Source organism: Puniceicoccus vermicola (assembly GCF_014230055.1).
Classification (GTDB): Bacteria; Verrucomicrobiota; Verrucomicrobiia; order Opitutales; family Puniceicoccaceae; genus Puniceicoccus; species Puniceicoccus vermicola.
The window spans coordinates 1-18,286 of sequence record NZ_JACHVA010000129.1 but is presented as its reverse complement, the minus strand read 5'-3'; the positions used below and the strand labels follow the sequence as shown (position 1 = coordinate 18,286).

16 protein-coding genes are annotated in these 18,286 nt (G+C 54.5%); 11 read left to right on the top strand and 5 right to left on the bottom strand.

Annotated elements, in window-relative coordinates; all coding sequences use genetic code 11:
- The 5 genes from H5P30_RS18070 to H5P30_RS18050 form a co-directional block, all read left to right on the top strand.
- The coding region (locus H5P30_RS18070) for a transposase (protein WP_185691283.1) at positions 1-282 on the top strand (282 nt) is incomplete at its 5' end.
- Between the two features lie 87 nt (positions 283-369).
- Positions 370-1,197: an IS3 family transposase gene (locus H5P30_RS18065; RefSeq protein WP_185691282.1), complete on the top strand. Its 828-nt coding sequence runs from the start codon at positions 370-372 to the stop codon at positions 1,195-1,197.
- 65 nt (positions 1,198-1,262) lie between these two features.
- Entirely contained in the window at positions 1,263-1,697 is a 435-nt protein-coding gene (locus tag H5P30_RS18060) for a hypothetical protein (RefSeq protein ID WP_185694320.1), read from the top strand.
- A gap of 90 nt (positions 1,698-1,787) precedes the next feature.
- Entirely contained in the window at positions 1,788-2,507 is a 720-nt protein-coding gene (locus H5P30_RS18055; protein ID WP_185694319.1) for a DUF2071 domain-containing protein, read from the top strand.
- The gene (locus H5P30_RS18050) at positions 2,476-3,051 is read left to right on the top strand and encodes a hypothetical protein (RefSeq protein ID WP_185694318.1); all 576 of its coding nucleotides are present in this window, start codon (positions 2,476-2,478) and stop codon (positions 3,049-3,051) included. Before H5P30_RS18055 ends, H5P30_RS18050 begins: the two co-directional genes overlap by 32 nt.
- A 430-nt stretch (positions 3,052-3,481) precedes the next feature.
- Here H5P30_RS18050 and H5P30_RS18045 read toward each other — a convergent pair whose 3' ends face one another.
- The 4 genes from H5P30_RS18045 to H5P30_RS18030 all read right to left on the bottom strand — a co-directional run bounded on the left by H5P30_RS18045 (position 3,482) and on the right by H5P30_RS18030 (position 9,035).
- The gene (locus tag H5P30_RS18045) at positions 3,482-5,431 is read right to left on the bottom strand and encodes a glycoside hydrolase family 16 protein (RefSeq protein WP_185694317.1); all 1,950 of its coding nucleotides are present in this window, start codon (positions 5,429-5,431) and stop codon (positions 3,482-3,484) included.
- A 17-nt stretch (positions 5,432-5,448) separates the two neighbouring features.
- Entirely contained in the window at positions 5,449-6,834 is a 1,386-nt protein-coding gene (locus H5P30_RS18040) for a hypothetical protein (protein WP_185694316.1), read from the bottom strand.
- Positions 6,835-7,438: 604 nt separating this feature from the next.
- Positions 7,439-8,131: a type II secretion system protein gene (locus H5P30_RS18035; RefSeq protein WP_185694315.1), complete on the bottom strand. Its 693-nt coding sequence runs from the start codon at positions 8,129-8,131 to the stop codon at positions 7,439-7,441.
- A gap of 40 nt (positions 8,132-8,171) precedes the next feature.
- Positions 8,172-9,035, bottom strand: a complete 864-nt coding sequence (locus tag H5P30_RS18030; protein WP_185694314.1) for a hypothetical protein — start codon at positions 9,033-9,035, stop codon at positions 8,172-8,174.
- Positions 9,036-9,217: 182 nt separating this feature from the next.
- On the opposite strand from H5P30_RS18030, the gene H5P30_RS18025 reads away from it, so the two are divergent.
- The 5 genes from H5P30_RS18025 to H5P30_RS18005 all read left to right on the top strand — a co-directional run bounded on the left by H5P30_RS18025 (position 9,218) and on the right by H5P30_RS18005 (position 17,028).
- Positions 9,218-10,390: an AraC family transcriptional regulator gene (locus H5P30_RS18025; RefSeq protein WP_185694313.1), complete on the top strand. Its 1,173-nt coding sequence runs from the start codon at positions 9,218-9,220 to the stop codon at positions 10,388-10,390.
- Positions 10,391-10,946: 556 nt separating this feature from the next.
- Positions 10,947-11,348 carry a hypothetical protein gene (locus H5P30_RS18020; RefSeq protein WP_185694312.1) on the top strand — a complete coding sequence of 134 codons (402 nt, stop codon included), beginning with the start codon at positions 10,947-10,949 and terminating at the stop codon, positions 11,346-11,348.
- Positions 11,349-11,452: 104 nt separating this feature from the next.
- Positions 11,453-12,733 (top strand): TolC family protein, encoded by a 1,281-nt coding sequence (locus H5P30_RS18015; RefSeq protein WP_185694311.1) that lies wholly within the window; start codon positions 11,453-11,455, stop codon positions 12,731-12,733.
- Positions 12,734-12,753: 20 nt separating this feature from the next.
- Positions 12,754-13,860, top strand: a complete 1,107-nt coding sequence (locus H5P30_RS18010; RefSeq protein WP_185694310.1) for an efflux RND transporter periplasmic adaptor subunit — start codon at positions 12,754-12,756, stop codon at positions 13,858-13,860.
- A gap of 15 nt (positions 13,861-13,875) precedes the next feature.
- Complete coding sequence (locus H5P30_RS18005) at positions 13,876-17,028, top strand: efflux RND transporter permease subunit (RefSeq protein ID WP_185694309.1); 3,153 nt, start codon at positions 13,876-13,878, stop codon at positions 17,026-17,028.
- Positions 17,029-17,348: 320 nt separating this feature from the next.
- Here the strand turns inward: H5P30_RS18005 and H5P30_RS18000 are convergent, their stop codons facing one another.
- Positions 17,349-17,603 carry a di-heme oxidoredictase family protein gene (locus H5P30_RS18000; RefSeq protein ID WP_185694308.1) on the bottom strand — a complete coding sequence of 85 codons (255 nt, stop codon included), beginning with the start codon at positions 17,601-17,603 and terminating at the stop codon, positions 17,349-17,351.
- 221 nt (positions 17,604-17,824) lie between these two features.
- On the opposite strand from H5P30_RS18000, the gene H5P30_RS22560 reads away from it, so the two are divergent.
- On the top strand, positions 17,825-18,208 hold the full coding sequence (locus H5P30_RS22560) for a transposase (protein ID WP_185694307.1): 384 nt from the start codon (positions 17,825-17,827) through the stop codon (positions 18,206-18,208).
- Positions 18,209-18,286: the final 78 nt, after the last annotated feature.

Here is an 18,286-nt window from a genome sequence, read left to right as displayed (position 1 = left end):
CGCCGCTACACTGCCGAGTTCAAAAAAGAGGCAGTCAAGATGATCATAATTGAAGGTACACCGGTGAAGGAGGTATCCGAGCAGCTTGGTGTTCCCGAGGGGATGCTGTATAGCTGGAGGAAGAAGCACCTGGATGATTTGGAGGCTGAGGCTCCCGAGGGTGCACAGAGTCCGAAGGCGATGGCCGAGGAGCTGGCCCAGGTCCGCAAGGAGCTGGCCAAGCAAAAGCGGATGAACGAGATACTAAAAAAAACGGTGGGCTACTTCAGCAACCCCGAGTGATGCGCTATCGGTTTATAGAGGATCACAAGGCTCGCTACGGAGTAGACGAGCTGTGCGAGTGTTTCGGACTGAGCCGCAGCGGTTACTATGACTGGCAGGCTCGCGAGCCTGCCAGTCATAGTAACCGCTGCGGCTCTCAAGGGACGGATTACCGAGTTGCACCGGCAAGCCCGTGGACGCTACGGCCACCGCCCAATCCACGAACACCTCAAGGACGAGGATCTCGGCTGTGGCCGCGACCGGACGTTACGGTTGATGAAGGAGCTGGGGATCGAAGGTCGACAAACGAAGGGCTTCAAGCCCCTTGGCACCAACAGCAAGCACGACTTCGGCTACAGCGCCAACTTGCTGCGCGAACTCGGAAAGCCGGACGACTGCAATCAGGTCTGGGTAGCCGATACGACCTACCTGCGCGTCCAGCGGGGCTGGTGTTATCTGGCAACAGTGATGGATCTGTACAGTCGGCGGATCATCGGTTGGAGCGTTTCCTCCCGCAACGATTCAAAGCTGGTTTGCCAGGCTCTGCAGTGCGCCGTCCTGACCCGAGGCGGCGAGCTGCCCGAGGGCCTCATTCACCACAGCGACCGGGGTAGCACCTACGCCAGCTACGACTATGAGAACATGTTGGAGAGCTTCGGGATCAAACAAAGCATGAGCGCCAAGGGGAACTGCTACGACAACGCCGCCCAGGAATCCTTCTACGGGCGGTATAAGACCTCAACAGTTGGCGATGAGGTCTTCTTCGATGAAGACACTGCCCGAAGCAATGCCTTCGAGTATATCGAAGTTTTCTACAACCGATTCAGAAAACACTCCTCTCTGGGCTACAAGAGCCCGATCCAATTCGAGGAAAAAATCGCGCCCCCCATGGGGGGCAATCACACAAGCCTACCGGCTTGCATCAACTACAACTAAACATCATAACACGAAGAAAATAAAGGAATCCTCTGTCCAGCGATCTCAGGACACATCAACGTTCGATGAATGAAATTCTAAAAAAGAAACTACAAAGGTTTTCTCGTTTATCCGATGAACATTCGCAGGTTTTCTTTCAATGGATTCGTCAGGTTTTGACACTTGCATCTGGAAGTCTTGCGATCCTTGTAGCATTTCAGTCGGATACTCCAATACCATGTCCTGAGAAGTATTTTCTTCTGACGACATGGATAGCTCTGGGCCTAGGTATACTTGCCGGAGCATTCGTAGCTTTTCTGCAGGTAGCGATAAAAGGGTCTTTACGTCGTCAATGTCTCGAAGAAATACAGAAAATGGAGGAGGGAATTTCGACTGGCACCAAATTTGTAAGCGTCGGAGAGGCGAGTTGGGTTTACACCGTTTCCTTTTATTTGATGAATGTTTCATTTGTGATAGCAGTAGTTTCTTTGGTTATTTACGCATCATTTCAGACCCTATGATCGAACCAGACAGGGTAGGTAACTCGGGCTTACTCGCGCTGTTTACGTCGCTCATTGGCCGAGCACCTACCTTCATCGTTGGAAAAAAAGATGCGTATCCCCAAGATCACAGGAATCATAAAGAGGCGATTCCTTATTAACTTTAGAATCGAACCGGAAGTAATGTCTCGGGTATTGCCGAAGCCATTTTGCCCAAAACTACACAATGGATACGCAGTTGGAGGTATTTGCCTGATCAGACTGGAAGGAATAAAACCAGCTGTTTTTCCTCTTCCTTGGGGATTTAGCAGTGAAAATGCAGCTCATAGAGTTGCTGTAACGTGGGAGGGAAACGAAGGGGTCTATATCCCCCGACGAGATTCCGATTCCCGCGTCAGCCAGCTCGCCGGTGGAAGAATATTCCCCGGCGTTCACTATCCTGCGACATTTGATGTCCGAGATTCTGAAGGATACTTCGACTTTAAAATGAAATCGAAAGATTCGCACACGACGGTATCGTTTTCGGGCAGAGTCTCGGATACTTTTCCGGAATCTTCGTGCTTCAGCTCACTTCAAGAATCATCCGATTTTTTTGAATCTGGTTCGCTAGGTTACTCAGCGAAAAAAAGCGGGAGTAAATACGACGGGCTGCGCCTTGAGACGGAATCTTGGACAGTTTCCCCATTTGAGATCGAAAACCTTGAATCCAGCTTCTTCAACGACGCCAGAAATTTTCCGGAAGGAAGCATTGAATACGACCACACTCTTTTCATGCAGAATATCAAGCATCATTGGCACCATGAAGATGACTTGTGTTGCCAAACCAGATAGGTCCAACCAGACAGGATGGGCAACGCCTCCGGTGCGCCTACCTCTACGTTCAGCAGAAGCAAATATGGAGACTTTTGATATCGTCCTACCCAAAAGAATGTCACCACGATTCCCGGATCGTTGCGTTTATAGCGGAGAACGGGGAGCGGATGACAGCGTCTTGGTGATCGCAAACGGGCAAAACCCGATTTCCTCATTTTTTTCACCGCTTCTTCTATTGTTCGGATGGAAGTCTGTTCGCGCTCCGATCCTCAGGAGGCATAAATGGAAATATTACTTTTTCTCTTACGGTCGTGACGTCGTCATGGTGGCTCTAGTATTTCTGTTTATCTTTGCGGTCATGCCGATGCTTGACGGCAATGACCCAAACAAGAGAATCAAAGGAGCGGTCATCGTTCTCTTGATGCTGTCACCTTGGATCGCTTTTGAAGTGCTATTCCCTCGCCGCTTTGACATTACTATGAAGAAAGACAGCATTTCCTATGAGTTTAGTCATGAAGATGTGGCCGAAGAATTCGCGGAACTAAATTTGAATGATAGATGAGCCTAACGAAGCGATGGAGCCAACTCCGGCCAGTTACTCCGCGGCTGACCTCAGCGTATAGACTTCACGTTCTCAGAAAGGAATTGAAACCACGTCTTGAGCTGACAGAATCTTTGCATGGTCAGGGTCATCAAGAGAAAGCTGCACGGACAAAAGGCTAGAGATTGGACAGCCTCGAGCCCCTCAGAGCGCCTCGAGGCCGTCGAGGCCATAAGCGGGATCAGGAAGGAGAAAGATGCTCAACCAGAATTTTCGAAGGTTTCTCGAATTACTCGAGGAAGGCAAAAAGGGGTCAGCCCAATGATTCATTCGCTCCTGGCAACTCCTCCCATGTCATCTTTTTTGTAGACCATATTTTCAATCCTAGGTATAGCCTCAATTCATCAGGCTCCCGTTTGCACAGAGATTGATACTCATTGCCGGTAATGATCTATTGGTTATCTTGGGCCTTGCTTGAAACGAAAAGGCCGTCCATTTCAGAAGCTAAGTCGGCTCGCTGCCAGACGCGCACATAGTCGATGAGGAAATCCGCGGGCAGGGTGGAGTCGTCGATGTCATTGTTGTCCCAGCCGCCAATGGGCATGGTAAACATAATGACCGAGCGGACGTTGCTCACACGCTCATTTTCCCAGCGGCCAACTTCCCGGCCGTTGTAGTAGAAGACCGCCTTGCCGGGCGTCCAAAGGAGACCGCAGGTGATGTAGCCCTCTTCATCGGGCTCGACGTAGATGAGGCTCGTGCCAATGGCTTTGTGCTGGTCGTGGTAGCCGTCCCAGTGCAGGGCGATGTTGAAGCGGTTCGGGCCCCAGCGGGTGAGGTGCTCCATGATGTCAAATTCCATGCCGTGCTTCCTGGTGTCCTGGCGCTGCCATTGCTCACCGGTTTCAGGGCCGCGATCAGGCATTAGCCAGAAGGCGGGCCAGAGGCCGGGCTCGCTTGGCATTTTCATACGCGATTCAAAATAACCGTAGCGCTGCGCCCAGATGCCGTAGGTGTCGAGGTAGCCACCCTGGTACGCGGACTCGTGACCACTGGCCGGGTCGTCGTTGTGGTAGCCATGTTTCTTTTCCAAGCGCATGATCGCGACGCCGTCCTTGACGATCATGTTGTCCTTGCTCCAGTGGGTGAGGTTTTTGTGTCCCCAGTAGTTAGGCCCGTGAACGCGCCACTTGGTCAGGTCGATTGAGTCGCCGTCAAATTCTTCGTCGAAAGTCAAAACCCAGTCGCCGTCAACGGGTGGACGCTCGCCAATCCATTCGGGCAGCGTTGGAGTGGGCGTTTGCGCGCGGACTTCTTCAATCGCCAACTCCGCGTCGCCATTGTGGAAAACGGTCAGGCGCACGGATTCCACTCGGTCACTCTTCAAGGCCGAGCCTGTGCCATCCTTAACTTTGTGGTGTTCACCGGTCACTATATCCGGTCCCTGCCACGGGATGGTGGAGGCAAAGGGAATGGTCAATTGAATGCGTTCTCCGGGGAGCAGTGGACCTTCGCTGACAATCAAGTCGCTATATTCTGTCTTTCCGTTGCGCAGTTGCGCGCATACGCGCAAGGGAATCGACCCTGGGTTGCTGAGTTTCAGTGTAACTTCGCTGTGTTGGCTCAGGTCCCATTTCTGAGTCGGCGCGCGCAGCTCAATGACTTGGATGGTGTGTTGATCCGAGAGGCGAAGCTTCAAGGGTTGGCCGGGTTCGTTCGACCAATCCATTGAGGCGGTGACTGACTTCAGTTGCCGGTCCGGATCGAACGTTGTCTTGCCGCCCAGCATAAAGCCCGCTTCGGGCTTCGTGCTGACGTCTTTCGGCTTGCTCAAGCTGGCTGGTTGGAGTGGCGCTTTTTCGCCAGTATTTCCACCCGCTTGGATGGACTCGACAACGAAGCTTTGTACCGCAGAGCTCTTTGTCGTGAAGAGTAATACTTGTTTGATGGCGGCGGGGTTGAGCGCGTAGCCGGGCTTAAATCCGGACTGTAAACCAAAGATGACTTTGACCGTGCCGGTTTCGCCTGGAGGGATGCCAATGGTCTCGGTGTTCCAAGGTGCGTCACGCCAGTTGCCTTCGTTGTCCACCCGCATGCTGATGCGCAGCCGTTCGGTTCCAGTGTTCTTGATCTTCGCTTCGATGTGACCGTAGGCGGATAAGTCCCAGAAGCCCGCGGCTGGCAAGAACGCCACGCCTGGGTAGGTCTTGCTTTCGGGAATAATCGTGACTGCGATGGCATCGCCCTGGACGGCGACCGTGACTTGCTCGCTGCTGGGCTTTATCCGTGTCAACGCGTCACTCGCATTAAACTCAATCAGCGACTTGGCCGTCTCGGCTTGGGCCGTGATCAGGGATAACGCCGCGAGCACGGAGAGGAATGTTTGAATAAGAAGTTTCATCGTATTCATAAATAGATTTAGGTGTAAATGAGTTGGGCTGTCGCGGTGCAATTCGCTTCGGGGATGATGCGAATCCAATGCGCGCTAAAGCCAGTCGGGAATACGTGGCTTGCCGCGCCGTTTTGCGTGGTGATGGTCATGTGAGGCGTCCACTCACCCGATCCCATGAAGTCGATCTCCACGCGGAAATTGGCCGAGCCTTCACCATCATGTGAGACGTGCAGGCACTTGTGCTCAAATCCCGTCATGAGGTAGGGATCGCTGGGCTCCCCCGCCTTGACTTCAGTCTTCCACCAGGGGCCGCCCCAGCCGCTGGGTTTGCCCCATTGCCAAAGGTCGTCGGTCTTGCCGAACCAAAGATTGGCTTGTGGCTGGCCGCCTTCGAGGTTGGCGTCGTCGATTGGGGTTGTCTGGTCGCCGGCCATGACCAACATGCCGTTCCACGAACAGAAGTCGCCCACGATGCGCAGGTGCGAACAAACTGGACGCAAGCCCCACACGCGATCAGCGTAGGTCATGGCTGGCATTTCATAATACATGCCACTGGCGTTCAACATCCAACGCTCGCTTTCGACTTCTCGAAGGCGCGGCCATTCGGTGGTGTAGGCATGGTCTTGGGTATGCGTGGCCTTAGGCAGGCGATAATTTTGCCAGCCGGTCGATGGCAGGTAAACTTTCATCAGCGCGGAGGCGCGATCCTGACCGAAGGCGAAGGTGGCTGGCCCGAGGGCGTCGTTGTCCGCGCGGCCTTGTACGGTGTTGAACTGCGTACGCTCAAGGATAGTCCACTTCTGACCGTCCCATTCCGCGAGGCGCCCGTTGCAATCTGCGGGGTTCAGAAAGTCTTTCGCGTAGTAACTGTTATTGGCGACGATGACACGGCCGTGGTTGCAGAACGCATCTTTGAAGTGTGGCTTCGCTTCACCTTCGACTGAGAGCTCCTTAAGTAAGTCGGCGAGGAAAGTCACTTCCATGGTGCGGACATTGACTTCGAAGAACTCGCCTTCCATGCCGAGGAAGTAAACCCTGTTGGCCGGGTCGGTTAGGTGGCGGCAGGTAGCGGTCAAACGGACGTCAACGAGTTCAGCCAGCGTGCGCACATTGCCCTCGGTGTCGATGAGATGTGGTCCGATGATCATTGTGTTACTCTCGGAATGAACCATGCGGTTCGCATAGGTGCCGACCTCGGAAGCCGGGTGCTTGTGCAATTGCATGTCGTCGTCGACATAAAAGAGGCCGGTGCCATCGCCAGAACGTCGGGTGTGCGCGACGTAAGTAATGAACCATAGGCGGTCCGCCCATGGCATGAGCGCGCCGATGCCGGTTTCAGTTCGCTTGGGATGGTGTGAGGCCTTCACCGCCAATTGCGGGATGACGCCGGATATGTTGTGTATTTTATTCATTGGATTAGGGATTGAAGGTTAGGAAATTGATTGGACCGCCAGGTTGATATGGACTTTTGAAATTGGCGCTGGTTGGTGTCGGCACAAAGCGATGAGGTCTTCGACATGGGCGGTCGCGAGGCATTCGATTGTGTCTCTGCGCCGTAGTAAATTTTACCTCGCCGCTGAGCCCGAGAATCATGCTGCTTTTGAAAATGATGTTTACACGGAACCTTTGAGCTCGTGTTCGAGTTCTGGCGCCAGCAGCGGTTCTGGGCAGATGCCCACGATTTGACTTGGGTTCTCCAGATCGATCAGCATCAGGACGCCGTAATGGGTTTTAGGCCATGGCCATTTTCCCCGCAGTCCAGTTCAGCGTGCGGGTTGATATGCATGGAGTGAAAGTTCGTTAGCCACCCGGCGTGCGTTTTAATGGGCGGCGCCTCTGATCCGATCTTGGTGTTGGCGAAGAGAGCATGTTCGGCTCCCACCAAGATTTGGTGGGGCCGCTTGGTGACGCAGCTACCGGGCGATGATATTTGATTAAGCATGATTATGGATGCAAAGTATTGAAATAGATGGTTGCGGACGCCGAAGATTCAGGGCTTTTTTTACGCCATTGGGTTTAGAAGTAGACTTTCAAACTGGCCGCGCGAACGAAGCGCTCCTCCATGTTTTCCCAATCCACCCATTCCACATGGCCATCAATAAAACCGACGTGTTGCCCATCAGGATTCTCGGCGCTGGGTGATTTATGATTGGCGCCCGAGCCCCACGATCCACCGTATTGCCGAGTTAGGTCGGACCAGAGCACCCGATATGTCGGGTTGTCAAAACTTGAACTTACGAACGCATGATCTTTGTCTTCGCTGGTGGGTGCGTCGGTGATGTAAACTTGGCGTACCCACTCGTTGTCATTGGCATAATATACGTAACCCATGACTGAATCCCAATCATTGTAGTTCTGATAGCGACTAGCGCTCCATTCATCATTACTTGGGCAATAGAAGTTATCCAAGCTTAGACCATATTTCCGCGCAAATGCGTGCAAACGATCTTTATGGGCGAAGTAAGGGGCGATGTTGCCGCCTGAGTGAAGATGCGGATACTTGCCACCATTGTCCACGACGCTCACTTGCGTAGCTTGCAGCAAACTGCGGAGATTCGCGACGCATGATGTTCGAAGGGCGGATTCCCGAGCACGCCCAACGACTGGAATCAGAATGGCCGCAAGGATGGCTAAAACGGCAATGACCACCAGAACTTCTGTTAGGGTAAAAGCCTGATTCATCGAGTTTCTGGGCGTTGCTAACTTCATCGGGTAAGTATTGGGGAGGTAATGTGAAATTGATGTCGGGTTAGTCCTTGCGACGGTTGATCAGGCACCAACCTAGAAAGGCGCCACCGAGTGCTAGCGCGTAAGTTTTTGGCTCAGGTATGACGATGCCTGATACGCCTGTAACGTCCTCAATAGCAATCGAGCCGCCATTGTCGCTGAAGTAAAGCATGTCTAGGGTTGAGCCTTGAATGGACGACATCACGCCGACGCGGTCGAGGCCATTGGTGAATGAAGCCGTGTTGAACTCTGTACCAGTTACGTTGATAACCGCATCGTCCGGGTTGAGCGATCCATTGGTGGTGAGCGTGGGGTTCACCCAAACGGTCAAGCTGTCTTGTTTGGAAGTGCCTGCGACTAGATTGATTTGGCCCAAGACCAGAAAGGTTTCGCCAATATTGACGACATTGCTGTCTGAGCCCGATGTTCCGCTTGCGGGAATCCAAGAGACATCGGTACCATTGAACTCTAGTCTTGGTCCGCCTATTGAGAAGTTGTCATGGTTGAAGCTGATGCCGGTGCGGTTGCCGCTGGTGGTTTGCATGAGGGCTGAAAACCAGATTTCGCCACTCTGGCCGGCGCCGAAAGCCCGTGTGGAAATGCGGGAGTTCAGAAACACCTCGGAGTTCTCCACGCGCTGTGGAGTGCCGACTTGGGTCAACGCATATCCAGTGGCGACCGGCGCCGTTAAGTCGCCGCCGACCACCACGATGCGAGAGGTGTTGCCCCAGTCGCCCGTCCAGCCAGAGCCGCCCGCTTGATTTTGTAGGACTCCGGTGCTGAGGTCATTAAAATCGGCGCTAACCACCACGCCCTGCAGGGAGGAGGCGGCAAGTAGGGTGAGAGTAAGGGCAATGGCGCTAGATGCTTTATGGGTAGTTTTCATTTGGGATTTTTTTGGGTGTTGGGATGATTTGCGGGTAGGTTACTTGGATGCTTTCGCCCCAAGTGTAATTAGTATTTTATGCATGTAATGCATCATTGTCTATACTCATAAGCGTATATAATATACGTATTTGCGTAATAGCGCTTGCCAAGCATTCGTCTTTTGACTAGCTTCACCTCAACATGGTCAAAGAGCATCCGTTGATTAAAGCGAACAATGTAGCGCTGATTGTAGACACTGCTACGGATTGGGGACGCTTGGCTATCAGCGGCATCACCAGTTATGTGCAGGAGCATGATCCTTGGCATTTGCAGGTCGAATCAAGCGGCACTATGGAGCCGAAATTACCCCCACCGAATTGGACGGGTGACGGACTGATCGCCCGCGTGGCCAACCCGCAAATTGTCAAAGTGCTGGAGGAAATTGGTTTGCCCGTGGTGAATATATCGTCGATTCGCTTGCCCGGCACCGATTTCCCTAGAGTGACCACCGATTTTAGAGCCTCATCTCAACTGGCCTGTGAGTATTTTCTCAATCGTGGTTTTCAGCATTTCGCTTACATAGGTCCGTTTTATCGGTCGGTGGTTGATGACTACTATGGCCATTTAAAAGAAGTTCTCCATGAACAAGGATTGCCCTGTGAGTCGTATAATCTTCCCGCAAGTTATGATGAAAAGCTCGGGTGGGCGGAACGAATGAAAGCTCTGCAGGATTGGCTTATTCAATTACCCAAGCCGATTGCCATTATTTCCTGGGGAGGTGATCCGGGACGGGTTGTGATCGACGCCTGCAATCGCATCGATTTGCCCGTGCCACATGATGTCGCCGTATTGAGCACGGACACCAATGAGCCACTCGACGACACCAGCCATCCATCGCTTTCCAGCATCCAAGTGCCTGCGAAATTAATCGGTTGGACCGCTGCGCAAATGCTGGATCAACTGATGAAAGGGAAGCCGCTCAAGGAAAAGGAAATTAGTTTCGCGCCCCAACGCATTCTCGAGAAACTTTCCACTGATACGTTGGCTATCACGGATTCGCATTTAATCAAAACACTGCTCTTCATCCGCGAACATGCGTTTAATCCGATTAGTATGGATGATATTTTAGCGCGTGTGCCCGTATCTCGCCGTATGATGGAACTGAAGTTTCGTCAGCATCTCGGACGTTCACCGATGGAAGAAGTGAAACGCTTACGCATTCAGAAAGCGCGCAACCTGCTAGAGAGCACGGATAAACCCATGCAGGATATTGCTGAGGCCTGTGGTTACGCGACTTACAATTACATGAGCTACATCTTTAAGCGCGAGACCGGTATTTCGCCAAGCCAGTATCGACAGAAAATTCGTCATTAATATCTCGCAAGAAACGGTCCTGCCAAACGCTTGTATCAATTGACCTGCTCTCCGATAATTGAACCACGTTAGAGTGATGATTTGCAGGGATGGATAGGTGGATATACTCAGCCAAGCCCGACGGCAGCTAAACCTATCTTGTTGACGTATTTTTTTATCCTAAGGCTTTTAGACTGTGCCCCGAAGAAAGTAAAGGGGCTGAATAAGTCATTTATCACAGAGGTAGTTCTGAATACGAATACCTTGTTACCTACCAAAAAAAGAGAAAATTGAGAAAAAAGGTGAGGTGAAAATTTTTCCAAAAATCAAAGATAAAGAGTTATATGATGATCACTTTTCATATCTCTGGAGGTATCCAAGAGCGATTAAGATCTCGGCTGAAAAAATTAAATTTGATGAGGGTTCAATATCTTTCAAGGAGGGATGACAGTCGGAGCAGGACAAGTCGATAAGCCGCGGTTGTTTTCCCTTCACGAAGTTCGAGAATCCTTGACATTCTTTCATTGAGTCGATTGGCCTTTGCGTTGTGCAGGTTTTTCAATCGCTAGCGCTTCTCATGCTTTTCACCCTGAACTCGGTTTTGGGTGGGACGGAGACGTTGTTGCTTTGTCTGCACGATGAGGGCGAGGCTCATCTGAAGCTGGCCGAAGGCCGTGATCACGAGCATTCCGAGGGCGATCACTCGCACGCTGCGAAGGTGGCGGAAGACTGTGATGTGCAAGAATCGGACTGCAACGACATCATGTTGAACACCTTGGAATTTGCCCCGATGTCCGGAGAGCGGTTTGGGGTAGAGGCTCCTCGAGAGTGGATCTTGCCCGACCATCTTTTCGTGGATCCGAAGCGTGACTTACATGCCTCCATCTTCCGAACGGCCGCCGAGGCTCGTGATGGTTTTCACATGCTTCAAACGGTTGTGGCCGTTGAGGTGATGCCATCGGTCGAGCTGCGGCTCTGATCCGTACCTGATTCGATATTCGCTGGGACGGTTCGTCGTGAGCCGTCGGATCGCTTTCCCCGATGTGAGGGGAGAGTGCGGTGTCTTTTCAATCAGGATGATCCATGCATCGACCTAAATTACTTTCCAGAAACACACTTCTCTTTCTATTTTCCATTTCTTCACTCGGCGCCGAGCCGGGAAGCGCCTTCGGGCAGATCGGGCCAGAGCCCATCGAGTTTGACCAAGCCTTGCAGTTGGCGTTGGACAACGATCCGCGTTATGATCTTTTGGCCGAGCGGCGTGATGCCGCAGAGGGCCAAGTCGAGCAAGCGGGGGTGAGGCCGAATCCGGTGGTCGGGGCCGAGGCCGAGAACTTTCTCGGCACGGGTCCTGTGAGCGGCGTTAAGGCCCTCGAGGTTACGCTTGGGGTGACGCAGGTCCTCGAAACGGCGGACAAGCGTCGCCTGCGAACGGAGGTCGAGCGTCAACGCTTGGCATCCTTCGATTGGGAGGCCGAACAGTTGGAGTGGGAGATTGAGTCCGAGGTGCGCGAGGCGTTTGTCGCTGTTCTTCTCGCCCAGCAGTCGGTCGGGTTGCGGGAAATGCAACTGGAACTGGCGGAGCGGAGCCTGAGCGAGACTCAGCGCTTGGTAGAGGAGGCTCGTTCGCCCCAGGTGGAAAAGACGCGGGCGACTCTGGCCGTGAAACGGCAGGAGTTCTTGCTTCGACAATCCGAGCGTGACTACGAGTCGTCGCGGGCGGTTTTAGCCGCGCTGTGGGGAATGGTCCCCGCACCGGATTTTCGAGTACAGGGGGAGATCGTTTTGGAGGAGGAAATTCCTTCGATCGAGGAATTGGAGGCCGTCCTGCCGGGAACGGTGATCCTGAAGCGTTTCGAATCGGACCGGCAACAGCGCCAGGCGGCGCTGGAGTTGGAAGAGGCGCGGGCCACGCCGGATATCGAACTGTATGGAGGTGCCCGTTACTACAATGAAGACGACGGGAATCTCGGGTTTGTTGCCGGAGTGGCGGTACCCTGGCCGCTCTTTGATCGGAATCAGGGAAACATCCGGTCCGCCCGTGCCGAATTGCGATCGGTTGAATACGAGAGGGAGGCTCGTCGGCGGGAATTGCTTCTCGCGCTCAACGAGAACTGGCGGGAACTTCAGTCGGCCCATGCCGATGCTCGCAGTATCGAGGTCGATCTCATCCCCGCCGCCCGGGAAACATTGGAAGCGACCGAAGAAGGATATCGCTTGGGGCGGTTTACCCAAGTGGCCGTGATCGACAGCCGACAGGAATTGTTCGCGCTCCGGGAATCCTACCTCGAAGCCCTGGGCCGGTATGCCCAAGCCCTGACGGCGATCAAGAACCTGACCCGTCCCGCAACCCTGACCCGATAAACCCATCTAGAAATTTAATCATGAAGATTTTCAATCACCTGCTATTTTCTCTTTTGAACCGCCGCCTTCAGACTGTGCTCTTGGCGGGGCTTCTGGCCGTTGTTTCCCCCGGATGCGGGGAGGATGATGACCACGACCACGACCACGGCGACCACGGAACCCATGCCTCGGAGGCTGGGGAAAACCACGATCACCCGGAGGGCGAGGAAGCCGGACATGAGGACCACGACCATTCCGGTCACGACCACGGGAAGTCTGTCTCCACGGAGGAACATGCGCACGGTGAAGGGGAGCATGACGACCATGAGGAGCTGGTTTCCCTCACGGCCGAGGTTCAGGAAGAATTCGGGATTCGTCTGGGTGTGGCCTCGGAGGGCGTCCTCCATCGATTCATCACTCTGCCGGGAGAGATCGGCTACAACGGCGAGAAAATCGCCTACGTGACTCCGAAATACGCGGGAACGATTCAGTCGATTTCCGTACGACTCGCCGACGAGGTGAAGAAGGGGCAGGTGCTGGCCCGTCTCGAAAGTGCGGATACTTTGGTGCCCTTTGATGTGAAGGCTCCAATGGATGGAGTCATTGTCGAGTATAGCCTCACCCCCGGACAAACGGTCGGGTCCGGGGTGACGCTCTTCACGGTGGCCGATCTATCGACGGTCTGGGCCGACTTTCGCGTGTACCAGCGCTATCTCGGAGAAGTGCGCAAGGGGTTGTCGGTGAAAGTGCAGGGCGACCACAAAGGGGCGGATTTCGACGGTGAGATCGCTTATGTTGCGCCCACCGTGGATGAGCACACGCGCACCGGGCTCGCCCGGGTTGTGGTGAACAATGAAAAGGGCGTCTGGATGCCCGGGGAGTTTGTGAAAGGACAGGTCGAGGTGGCCGAAGTGAAGGTCGATCTGATGGTGCCCCGGTCCGCCGTTTTGACGATGGAGGAGGGCACCGTGGTTTTCGTGCGGGGAGAGGAGGGGTTCGAGCCCCGACCGGTTCAGCTGGGGCGGAGTGACTCGGAATCCTGGGAAGTTCTTTCGGGCCTCCAAGACGGCGACACCATTGTCGTCGACAATGCGATCTCGCTGAAAGCGGAAATGGGGAAGGGCTCGTTTGGCGGGCACCATCATTGATCGGAGGGGCCAGTCATGTTGAATCATTTGATTGAATCCGTTCTGCGGAATAAACTCGTAGTCGTCCTTCTCACCCTAGCGGTGATGGGGGCTGGCTATTTGAGCTATAAAAAGCTACCGGTGGATGCCTTTCCGGATGTATCGCCAGCGTTGGTGCAGGTCTTCACCGTGACTTCGGGATTGGGGCCCGAGGAGGTGGAGAAATTCGTGACCTTTCCGGTCGAGGCCTCGATGAGCGGTCTGCCGAAGGTGACCGAGATTCGTTCGGTTTCCAACTTCGGGTTGTCCGTGGTCAGCATCTACTTCGAAGAGGGCACGGACATCTACTTCGCCCGGCAGGTGGTCGGAGAACGGCTGGGGGAAGCCCGGGAGGCCATCCCCGACGGATTCGGGGAGCCGGAGATGGGGCCGATCTCCACCGGACAGGGGCTCGTTCTCTACTACAACCTGATTGACACGACGGGCGACTATTCGCTGGAAGACCTGCGGTCGCTGCAGGACTGGGTGGTGAAGTTCAACCTGCAGACCGTTCCCGGGGTGACCGAGGTTCTCGGGATCGGTGGATTCGTGAAGCAGTTCCAAGTGAACGTGGATCCCGATGCTCTCCTTCGTTACAACGTTTCGCTCCACGAATTGATCGAGCGGATCGAAGAGAACAATGAGAACGTGGGCGGTCAATTTCTCGAGCGCAACGGGGAGATGTTCATCCTCCGCTCGGAAGGACTGGCCGACGGGATGGAGGATCTGGAGAACATCATTGTCACCCATGAAGACGGGACACCGGTATACCTCGGTGAAGTGGCGGATGTGGAGATCGGGGGAGAGATTCGCCAGGGCCTGCAGACGCGGAATGGCACCGAAGAAGTGGTTTCGGGCATGGTCATCAAGCTCTACGGAACGAATTCCTCCACGGTCATCGAAGCGGTGGAGAAGAAGCTGGCGGAAATCCAGGAAGCGCTACCGGAGGGCATTGTCATTGATCCCTACTACGAGCAGAAAACCCTCGTGCAGGGCGCCGTCAATACGGTAACCAGTGCATTGCTGCAGGGGATCGGTCTGGTGGTTTTGATTCTACTGCTCTTCATCGGTGGATTTCGTCCGAGCTTGGTGGTGGCGCTGTCCATTCCCTTCTCGGTGCTCATTGCCACGACGGCCATGTACTATCTGGGGATTTCGGCGAACCTCATGTCCTTGGGCGGACTGGCGATTGCGATCGGGATGATGGTCGACGGCACGATAGTTATGGTCGAGAACACCGATCGGCTGATGAGAACCTCGGATGGTCGGGAGAGTAAGATTCAAATCATCGCCCGGGCCTGTCAGGAGGTTGCGAAGCCCATCACCTTTGCCATCCTGATCGTCGTCTTGGTCTTCATCCCGCTCTTTACCCTGCAGGGCGTCGAGGGGAAAATGTTCCGGCCGCTGGCTTATACGGTCTCTCTGGCGATGTTCGGTTCCTTGATCTACGCGCTCTTCGGGGCGCCGGTATTCGCCGCTTTGTTTTTGCCGGACCTCTCCCGAAGGAAAAAGCGGGACGATGAGAAGGGGCAGGAGATCTGGATCGTTCGGTTTCTCGTAGCCCTGTATCGACCGGTAGTTTCTTTCTTCGTCCGCCTCCGTTTTCTGGCGGTGGGCTTGGCGGCGGTATTATTGCTCGTCGGAATCTGGGTGTTTCCCAAGTTGGGCTCGGAGTTTACACCGCGCCTGATGGAGGGTGACATCATTGCCAACCTGACCATGGCCCCATCCGTGTCTCTCGCGGAAACCCAGCGCAATACCATGATCGCGGAGCGCCGGTTGCTGGAGATCCCCGAGATCGAGCAGGCCGTTTCCCGTATTGGACGCGGGGAAGTCGGAGCCCACGCCGATCCGATCAACACCGTGCACATGATGGTGGTCTTGAAGGATCCTTCGGAGTGGCGCGATGGATACACCCAGATGGATGTGGAAAACGCCATGCGCGAAAAATTGGAGGGGATGCCCGGAGTTCAGGCGAATATGACCCAGCCGATCCAGCTTTCGGTCGACGAGCTGATTGGCGGAACCAAAGCGCAGCTCGCGATCAAACTCTTCGGTCCGGACCTTGAGATTCTCAAGGAGAAGGGCGAGGAAATTGCGAATGCGGTTCGCGAGGTGGAAGGGGCTGCCGATGTCCAGGCCGGCCAGATCACCGGAGCGCCGCAGATCGTCATCCGACCGGATCGGGAAGCGGTGGCACGTTACGGGTTCAACCTGTCCGAAGTGCAGGCTCTCATCGAAGCCGCAGTCGGTGGGGTCGAAGCCGGACAGATTTATGAAGGAGTTCGTCGTTTCGACATCTACGTCCGGTATCAGGAAGAGGCGCGTGATACGGTGGAAGATCTCGCGGCACTGATCATTCGCACTCCGGAGGGAGCTTTGATTCCGCTCGGGGAGATTGCGACTATCGAGGAGATTACCGGACCTCTTTCCATCGTGCGGGAGAATACGCAGCGCTACCTGCAAATTCAGTCGAACGTCGTCGGACGGGATATCGGAAGCTTTGTCGCCGATGCGCAAGCCGCCATCGACGCGGAAGTCGACCTCCCGCCCGGCTATCTTGTGACCTGGGGAGGGCAATATGAATTGCAGAAGGAGGCAAACCAGCGGCTTCTTGTCGTTGTCCCCATCACCTTGGCATTGATTGCGCTGCTGATCTACCTGTCCTTCACCTCGCTGAAGAACACGGTGCTCATTCTCCTCAACATTCCCTTGGCCTTGGTCGGGGGAGTGGTCGCTCTCTGGATCGCCGGGGAGAATCTTTCGGTCCCCTCCAGTATTGGCTTTATCGCACTCTTTGGCATCGCTCTTGGGAATGGGATGGTCCTGGTGACCTACCTGAACCAGCTCTATCGAGCGGGTGTTGCCATTGACGAAGCCAGTGTGAAGGCCGCCTGTCTCCGTGTACGGCCGGTGCTGATGACGGCGGGAACGACCGCCCTGGGTCTAGTGCCGCTCCTTTTGGCAACAGGGCCGGGAAGCGAAGTCCAAAGGCCGCTGGCCATTGTGGTCATTGGGGGACTGGTTTCCTCTACGGTGCTGACTCTATTGGTGCTGCCGGCTCTCTATAAATGGTTTGCGGTCACCTTGCATCGCGAACCGGTGCACAGCCCGTATTCCGAAATGCCCCCCGAGGACCCTTCCACCTAGCACGAAACCATTTTCCGCCTTTCGGAAGGAAGCGAGGTCATAGACGTTTCCTTCCCCTGGCCAAGATACTTCGGAGAGACTCATCAGCTTCATAGAGACTCACGAAGGGTCAGGACGGCGGCCCGCCTCGATGCGGGTCGCCGTGAAGGAGGGCGGAACGGCGGCTATTCGACCGGTTGCCCAGCTGAAGTCGTTTGTCCCGAAGCGGGCTTTTTCGATTCAGAGGCTTCAAGGATCCGCTCAGCGTAGCACAAGCGGCCCGCCTGTGTGCCTCCATTTGTTGAGTGGCACCACTCGTCCTTTCCGTATCTACTTTGAAATTACAAGGACTCCAAAAAGGCAATTACCGCTTGTCGATCCTCGGCGGAGAGTTGCATGAATTCTTCTTTGCTTTGCTCAGCTTCACCTCCATGCCAGAGGATGGCTTCTTCGAGGGTGGAAGCGCGGCCGTCGTGGAGGAATGGGGTTTCGCCGTGCACGCTTTCCAAGGTGCCGATCCCCCAGAAAGGAGGCGTGCGCCATTCACGGCCGGAGGCGCCGAAGATGGGACGTTCGTCCGAAAGGCCGTCACCCATGTCGTGGAGGACACCCAAACGACGTCAAGGACACCCAAACGACGTCAGGTCTTGATTATTGACAAATAGTCAGTGGGTACGTTGGCTCATGGTTCATGGCGAGGCCCCTGAGAGTAGAGTATGCGGGAGGATGTTATCACGTCTTGAACCGTGAGGACACCCAAACGACGTCAGGTCTTGATTATTGACAAATAGTCAGTGGGTACGTTGGCTCATGGTTCATGGCGAGGCCCCTGAGAGTAGAGTATGCGGGAGGATGTTATCACGTCTTGAACCGTGGGAACTATCGTCAGAGGATTTTTTCGGGGAAGGGAGCAGCGGAGGCCTTTGAACGTGTGTTGGGGGGGGCCGCTGAGCGTTTTGGTTGGCGGGTGCACGCCTATGTCATCATGAGCAATCACTTTCATCTTGCTGTGGAGCTTGGCGAACCGAATTTAAGCGAGGGGATGAAATGGTTGCAGGGGACGTGGGAAATGGTTGCAGGGGACGTGGATTCGTCGGTTCAATCGTTTTCGGAACTGGACGGGGCGTCCGTTTCAGGGGCGTTACAAGGGGATTGTTGTGGCAGGGCAAAAAGGGGTCAGCCCACAATGGCACTTAGATAAGGCGTTTTTCTGAACGATCTGTGTCACTTTTTGCGTCTGCTTGGGGAAACAACCATTTGGTGTCTAGGTTTGGTCATA

Excerpts from the sequence above, each read along its gene's own strand:
- H5P30_RS18065 (WP_185691282.1), top strand. The coding sequence starts at position 370 with ATGACTGGCAGGCTCGCGAGCCTGCCAGTCATAGTAACCGCTGCGGCT.
- H5P30_RS18005 (WP_185694309.1), top strand. The coding sequence starts at position 13,876 with ATGTTGAATCATTTGATTGAATCCGTTCTGCGGAATAAACTCGTAGTC.
- H5P30_RS22560 (WP_185694307.1), top strand. The coding sequence starts at position 17,825 with ATGGCGAGGCCCCTGAGAGTAGAGTATGCGGGAGGATGTTATCACGTC.
- H5P30_RS18010 (WP_185694310.1), top strand. The coding sequence starts at position 12,754 with ATGAAGATTTTCAATCACCTGCTATTTTCTCTTTTGAACCGCCGCCTT.
- H5P30_RS18050 (WP_185694318.1), top strand. The coding sequence starts at position 2,476 with ATGAAGATGACTTGTGTTGCCAAACCAGATAGGTCCAACCAGACAGGA.
- H5P30_RS18000 (WP_185694308.1), bottom strand. The coding sequence starts at position 17,603 with ATGGGTGACGGCCTTTCGGACGAACGTCCCATCTTCGGCGCCTCCGGC.
- H5P30_RS18025 (WP_185694313.1), top strand. The coding sequence starts at position 9,218 with ATGGTCAAAGAGCATCCGTTGATTAAAGCGAACAATGTAGCGCTGATT.
- H5P30_RS18030 (WP_185694314.1), bottom strand. The coding sequence starts at position 9,035 with ATGAAAACTACCCATAAAGCATCTAGCGCCATTGCCCTTACTCTCACC.
- H5P30_RS18045 (WP_185694317.1), bottom strand. The coding sequence starts at position 5,431 with ATGAAACTTCTTATTCAAACATTCCTCTCCGTGCTCGCGGCGTTATCC.
- H5P30_RS18015 (WP_185694311.1), top strand. The coding sequence starts at position 11,453 with ATGCATCGACCTAAATTACTTTCCAGAAACACACTTCTCTTTCTATTT.
- H5P30_RS18060 (WP_185694320.1), top strand. The coding sequence starts at position 1,263 with ATGAATGAAATTCTAAAAAAGAAACTACAAAGGTTTTCTCGTTTATCC.
- H5P30_RS18055 (WP_185694319.1), top strand. The coding sequence starts at position 1,788 with ATGCGTATCCCCAAGATCACAGGAATCATAAAGAGGCGATTCCTTATT.
- H5P30_RS18020 (WP_185694312.1), top strand. The coding sequence starts at position 10,947 with ATGCTTTTCACCCTGAACTCGGTTTTGGGTGGGACGGAGACGTTGTTG.
- H5P30_RS18040 (WP_185694316.1), bottom strand. The coding sequence starts at position 6,834 with ATGAATAAAATACACAACATATCCGGCGTCATCCCGCAATTGGCGGTG.
- H5P30_RS18035 (WP_185694315.1), bottom strand. The coding sequence starts at position 8,131 with ATGAAGTTAGCAACGCCCAGAAACTCGATGAATCAGGCTTTTACCCTA.